The organism is Spirillospora sp. NPDC046719, assembly GCF_040645715.1.
Taxonomy (GTDB): Bacteria; Actinomycetota; Actinomycetes; order Streptosporangiales; family Streptosporangiaceae; genus Spirillospora.
Genome location: NZ_JBEYYT010000548.1, coordinates 1 through 5,339 on the forward strand (window position 1 = coordinate 1; position 5,339 = coordinate 5,339).

Genomic DNA, 5,339 nt, shown 5'->3' on the forward strand with positions numbered 1-5,339 from the left:
AGCGGGCCCGCGGGCGCCCCGGCGGGGACGCCCGGCGGGATGACGAGCAGCGCGCCGTCCCCGCGGTCCTCGTGATGGCACGCGGCCCACGGGATCCCGGCGGACTCGAACGCGTCCTCCAGCGACCGGAACAGGACGCCGCGGATGGCCGCGCGGTCCGACTCCGTCCGCTCCGGCGAACCGAAGCCCACCACGTCGGCGAACATCACCGTGCAGTCCTGGCCGGTCAGGAAGGGGGCGCCGGACGGCGGGCCCGGAGGCTCGCCCGCCGCGGTGAGGCGTTCCAGCCGGTCGGGGGCGAGGACGTCGATCGTCGCGGACCCGGCGCGGACGAGGCCCTCGCCGTCCCACCGGGCGAGCACGCTGTCGACGGCCGCCGGGGACGACGACGTCCAGCCGGCCAGCTCGCCGCCCGTCACCGGGAGCGTGCGGCCCCGCGCCCGCGACAGCGTGGTGAACAGCGCGGCCAGCCGACGCTGGGTGTCGGCCAGCTCCGTGCTCGTCGTGCGGCCTGCCTCCTCGGCGGCGCGGTCGTACGCCTGCTTCTCCAGCACCGACTGCACGCCCGGACGGCTCTCCACCAGCGGCCGGAAGTCGTCCGCCGCGACGACGAGGGCCCGCACCGTGTCCAGCGCGATGACCGTGGCGGACCAGGTGTCGTCGGCGAACAGCGCCCGCTCGCCGACGAGGTCGCCGGGACCGCGCACGGCGACGATCCGCTCCTCGCCCGCCCGGTCGACGCGGACCTTCGTCCAGCCGGACCGGAGGACGACGACGTAGTCGGCCGTGTGCCCCTGCCGCAGGATCGGCGTGCCGGGGCCGTAGGTGCGGGGGCGCGCGGCGGCGCGGACGGCGCGCCGGTCGTCGGGGGCGAGGGCCTGCCAGAAGCTGTCCCGCTGCTCAGCGGTCCCGGCGTCGCGGTCCCGCGTCCCGGCGGACGACGCCGCCCGTGCGCGCGCGAACTCCACCAGCGGCGCGGAGAACAGGGCCAGCACCGCGAACGTGAGGGCGGCGACCAGCCCGGCGGCGAGCGTCCCCGTCGCGGTGGCGGCCCACGCCGTGCACACCGCGCCGAGGACGCCGATCACCACCAGACCCCACACGAGAGCGCGGCCGACGGCCGGTCCGCCCGCGGAGACGGGGCGCGGACCCGCCGCGGCGAAGGCGGGGGAGGCGTCGGAGAACGCCTCCAGCAGGCGGCGGCCCGGCCCGCGCTCGACGGCGGGCGCGGCGGTCCGGCGGGCGGCGGTGTCGGCCGGGGCATCGGAGAAGGCCTCCAGCAGCCGCCGCCAGGCGCGGTCAGGACTCGGCATTGCGTCCCCCAGTCAGTCCGGCCCGGTCAGGCCCGTCGTCCTCGTCCTCGTGGTCGCCGTCCTCGCCGACCTGCCCGGGCGGGAAGGCCAGCAGCGCGTACCGGCCGAGCTTGGCCAGGACCGCCGGGGCGCCCGCGCCGAGCGCGAACGCCGCCCAGGGCGCGGTGATCATGTCGCTGGCGGCCGCGGCGGAGGTCACCATCGCGGCGAGCATGCAGTGCAGCGCGCAGGCGAACAGGTAGTACCCGCCGCCCGGCCCGCCGGGGTACTTCCACGGCGGCCGCGCGGTGCGCCGGTTCGCCTCCAGGAAGGCCAGCGTGCGGTTCGCCACGGCTCCCATGACTCCCCACAGGACGAACTGCCACATGCTCCGACGCTAGGCGCCCGCGCGGGGACGCACTGTGACGCGTCGTACAGAACGCGCACTCCGCCCGGAGACGGGCGACTCAGCGGGCGAGGTGGCGGGAGATCACCAGGCGCTGGATCTGGTTGGTGCCCTCGAAGATCTGCATGACCTTGGCCTCGCGCATGAAGCGCTCCACCGGGAAGTCGCGGGTGTAGCCGGCGCCGCCGAGGACCTGGACGGCGTCGGTGGTCACCTTCATCGCGTTGTCGGTGGCGACCAGCTTGGCGATGGACGCCTCGCGGCCGTAGGGGCGGCCGGCGTCCTTCAGCCGGGCGGCCGACAGGTAGGTGGCGCGGGCCGACTCGACCGCGGCGGCCATGTCGGCGAGGACGAACGCCAGGCCCTGGTGGTCGATGATCGGCCTGCCGAACGCCTCGCGCTCCTTGGCGTAGGCGACGGCGTGGTCGAGGGCGCCCTGGGCGAGGCCGGTGGCGACGGCGGCGATGCCGAGGCGGCCCGCGTCCAGGCCGGCGAGCGCGATGGACAGGCCCTGCCCCTCGCCGCCGATGAGGTTGCCGGCCGGGACGCGCGCGTCGACCAGCCGGACGGTCGCGGTGGTGGAGCCCATCAGGCCCATCTTGTCCTCGGGCTGGTCGAACTCCAGGCCGGGGGTGTCCGCCGGGACGTGGAAGCAGGAGATGCCGCGCGAGCCCTCGTCGGAGGTGCGGGCCATGACGGTGTAGAAGTCGGCCTTGCCGCCGTGCGTCGTCCACGCCTTGGCGCCGTTGAGGACGTAGGAGTCGCCGTCCCGGACGGCCTTGGCGCGCATCGCGGCCGGGTCGGACCCGGCGTGCGCCTCCGACAGGCAGTACGCGCCGAGCCGCTCGCCCGAGAGCATGTCCGGCAGCCAGCGGGCGCGCTGCTCGTCGGAGCCGAAGGCGAACAGCGGGAAGCACGACAGCGCGTGCACGCTGACGCCGACCCCGACGCTGGCCCACACCGCGCCGATCTCCTCCAGCACCTGCAGGTAGATCTCGTACGGCTGGGCGCCGCCGCCGAACTCCTCGGGGTAGGGGAGCGTGAGCAGGCCCGCCCGGCCGAGCGTGGTGAACGCGTCGCGGGGGAAGGCGCCGGCGCGCTCGGCCTCCGCGACGCGCGGCGCCAGCTCCTTGGCGGCGATCTCGCGGGTGAGCGCGAGGAGGTCCTCGGACTCGGACGTGGGCAGGTGCCGGGTGGCGGGCATGCGCGGACTCCTTTCGCCACCTGCACGGTACCAGAACGGGTACCAGAGAATCCTTTTTGGTACTGTCACGGGATGACGGAGACGCGGGCGGAGCGGCGGCGCGCGGAGCTGGTCGAGCGGCTCATCGAGGTGTTCCTCGACCGCGGGTTCGCCGAGCTGAGCGTCGCCGAGCTCGCGGCCGTCCTGCGCTGCTCCAAGAGCACCCTGTACGCCGTCGCGGCCAGCCGCGAGCAGATCATCGTGACCGTGGTGCGGGCGTTCTTCCGCCGCGCCACCGAGCGCGTCGAGGCGGTCGTGGACGCGAGCGCCGGGCCCCGCGAGCGGGTCGGCGCCTACCTGCGGGCCATCTCCGCCGAGCTCGCGCCCGCCTCGCCCGCCTTCTTCGCCGACCTGGACGCCTTCGCCCCGGCCCGCGAGATCTACAAGCGCAACACCCTGATCGCCGCGCGGCGGGTGCAGGAGCTCGTCCGCGAGGCCGCGCCCGGCGCGGACGACGCGGACGCCGCGTTCGTCGGCGCCGTCGCCGGCCAGGTGATGGAGTCGATCCACCGGGGCGAGATCAAGGCGCAGACGGGCCTGGACGACTCCGCCGCCTACGCCGCGCTCGCCTCCCTCATCGTCGCCCGGACGACCGCCTGATCAGGCGGTCGCCGACTGCAGGGCGTGCTCGACCAGCCGGATCAGGACGTTCTTGGCCGAGTCGTAGTGCCGCACGTCGCACAGCACGACCGGGACGTCCGGGTCGAGGTCGAGGGCGTCGGCGATCTGCTCGGGGGTGTACCGGCGGGCGCCGTCGAAGACGTTCGCCGCGACGACGAACGGGATCCCCCGGTTCTCGAAGAAGTCGATGGAGGCGAAGCTCGTCGGCAGCCGCCGCGTGTCGACCAGCACGATCGCGCCGACGGCGCCGTACGCGATCTGGTCCCACATGAACCAGAACCGCTCCTGCCCCGGCGTGCCGAACAGGTACAGCCGGACGCCGCCGGTGAAGGTGAGCCGCCCGAAGTCCATCGCGACGGTCGTGGTGGTCTTGCGCTCGACGCCGCCGAGGTCGTCCACGCCGACCGACGCGTCGGTGAGGACCTCCTCGGTGCGCAGCGGGCGGATCTCGCTGACCGCGCCGACCAGGGTCGTCTTGCCGACGCCGAATCCCCCCGCCACCAGGATCTTCAGCGTGTGCGCGGGGAGGTCCTCGGCGGGCGCGGTGGGGTCATAGGCGGCGGAGTTCATCGAGCACTCTCATCAGGATCTTCGGGTCGGGACGGCCGGTGCCCTGCCCGGACGGCCCGGCCTGCGGGACTTCTTCGACGAGGCCGTAGTGGTGCAGGTCCGCGAGCAGGATCTGCACGACCCGCAGCGGCAGGTCGGTGTCGGAGGCCAGGTCGGCGGGGGTGGAGGGGCGGTGGCACAGCTCCAGCAGCCGCCGCTGCTCGCGCGACAGCCACACCCGCTCGCCGGGCGTGCGGCCCGTCGCGACGATCAGCGTGACCATGTCGACGGCGATCCCGTTGGGGCGGGTCCGCCCGCGGGTCACCGCGTAGGGCCGCACGATCGGGCCGGCGTCCGCGCCGACCCAGCGCTCTCTCGGAGTCTCCACGGCCGGCTCAGCCCGGGGCGCCGGCCTGCGACGGGTCGGCCGCGTCCTGCGCCCGCGGCGCCGTGCCGAGCTGGCGCCGCACCCGTTTGATCAGCATGGTGGTCTCGTAGGCGACCAGCCCGGCGTTGCCGCCCGCGTCGCTCAGCACCGCCAGGCAGCTCCCGTTGCCGGCGGGCATCACGAAGAACAGCAGCCCGTCCAGCTCGACGACGGTCTGCCGGACCTGCTTGGCCTGGAAGTGCTCGCGGGCGCCGTTGGCCAGGCTGTGGAAGCCCGACGACAGCGCGGCGAGGAACTCGGCGTCCTTGCGGGTGACCCCGCCGGAGGCGCCCATCACCAGGCCGTCCCGCGACAGCAGCACGGCCTGGTGCACCTCCCCGACCCGCTCGACCAGATCGTCCAGCAGCCAGTCCAGCTCTCCGGTGGCGTGGCCCTGCTGCGTCATCCCTGCCCCCATTCATCGCGTGGATCGCGATCGTCCGGATCGTCGTCGTCCCTGCCCCGAAGCCATCCCGACTGTAGCGATGACATCAGGTCCCGGTTGACCTCCGGGCTCGGCTCCTCGTACTCCTCGTCCGGCCCGCCGCCCCAGGCCCGGCCGGGGTCGGCGGGTCCCGGCGCGGGCCGCGCGCGCAGCTGCGGCGCCATGTTGCGCTGCCGCACCCGGCGGGGGAGCCGGCCGGTGACCTCGCTCGACTCGGCCGCGGCCGCCTCCGGGGCCGCGGGGGGGGGCGGGGGGCGGGCTGGGGGGGCTTCCCCCCCCTCGACCGCGGCGTTCCAGCGGGCCATGAGCGCGGTGGCCTCGTGCTTGTACGCGTCCGGCACGGCGTAGCCGTCGAG

Annotated in this window: 7 protein-coding genes and 1 pseudogene; 1 reads left to right on the forward strand and 7 read right to left on the reverse strand. The window is 75.1% G+C overall.

The window, feature by feature from the left end:
* The 3 genes from ABZ914_RS45635 to ABZ914_RS45645 all read right to left on the reverse strand — a co-directional run.
* On the reverse strand, positions 1-1,313 hold a 1,313-nt coding region (locus ABZ914_RS45635), incomplete at its 3' end, for a Crp/Fnr family transcriptional regulator (protein WP_500200922.1).
* Positions 1,300-1,680, reverse strand: a complete 381-nt coding sequence (locus ABZ914_RS45640; protein WP_500200923.1) for a hypothetical protein — start codon at positions 1,678-1,680, stop codon at positions 1,300-1,302. The genes ABZ914_RS45635 and ABZ914_RS45640, both read right to left, overlap by 14 nt.
* Before the next feature lie 79 nt (positions 1,681-1,759).
* Positions 1,760-2,902, reverse strand: coding sequence for an acyl-CoA dehydrogenase family protein (locus ABZ914_RS45645; protein WP_500200924.1), 1,143 nt, complete (start codon positions 2,900-2,902; stop codon positions 1,760-1,762).
* A 72-nt stretch (positions 2,903-2,974) separates the two neighbouring features.
* Between ABZ914_RS45645 and ABZ914_RS45650 the strand changes: the two genes are divergently transcribed.
* A complete protein-coding gene (locus tag ABZ914_RS45650) occupies positions 2,975-3,541 on the forward strand; it encodes a TetR/AcrR family transcriptional regulator (RefSeq protein WP_500200925.1) in 567 nt (188 codons plus the stop codon).
* Here ABZ914_RS45650 and ABZ914_RS45655 read toward each other — a convergent pair whose 3' ends face one another.
* The 4 genes and pseudogenes from ABZ914_RS45655 to ABZ914_RS45670 form a co-directional block, all read right to left on the reverse strand.
* Positions 3,542-4,132, reverse strand: a complete 591-nt coding sequence (locus ABZ914_RS45655; RefSeq protein ID WP_433248004.1) for a GTP-binding protein — start codon at positions 4,130-4,132, stop codon at positions 3,542-3,544.
* Positions 4,113-4,499 (reverse strand): DUF742 domain-containing protein, encoded by a 387-nt coding sequence (locus tag ABZ914_RS45660; RefSeq protein WP_500200926.1) that lies wholly within the window; start codon positions 4,497-4,499, stop codon positions 4,113-4,115. Before ABZ914_RS45660 ends, ABZ914_RS45655 begins: the two co-directional genes overlap by 20 nt.
* A 7-nt stretch (positions 4,500-4,506) precedes the next feature.
* Positions 4,507-4,944: a roadblock/LC7 domain-containing protein gene (locus ABZ914_RS45665; protein WP_190867163.1), complete on the reverse strand. Its 438-nt coding sequence runs from the start codon at positions 4,942-4,944 to the stop codon at positions 4,507-4,509.
* A pseudogene (locus ABZ914_RS45670) lies at positions 4,941-5,339 on the reverse strand (hypothetical protein); the annotation flags it as partial. The gene ABZ914_RS45665 and the pseudogene ABZ914_RS45670, both read right to left, overlap by 4 nt.

What these genes read in the sequence shown, in the direction of transcription:
- ABZ914_RS45665 (WP_190867163.1), bottom strand. Translation starts at nt 4,944, where the DNA reads ATGACGCAGCAGGGCCACGCCACCGGAGAGCTGGACTGGCTGCTGGAC.
- ABZ914_RS45650 (WP_500200925.1), top strand. Translation starts at nt 2,975, where the DNA reads ATGACGGAGACGCGGGCGGAGCGGCGGCGCGCGGAGCTGGTCGAGCGG.
- ABZ914_RS45640 (WP_500200923.1), bottom strand. Translation starts at nt 1,680, where the DNA reads ATGTGGCAGTTCGTCCTGTGGGGAGTCATGGGAGCCGTGGCGAACCGC.
- ABZ914_RS45645 (WP_500200924.1), bottom strand. Translation starts at nt 2,902, where the DNA reads ATGCCCGCCACCCGGCACCTGCCCACGTCCGAGTCCGAGGACCTCCTC.
- ABZ914_RS45655 (WP_433248004.1), bottom strand. Translation starts at nt 4,132, where the DNA reads ATGAACTCCGCCGCCTATGACCCCACCGCGCCCGCCGAGGACCTCCCC.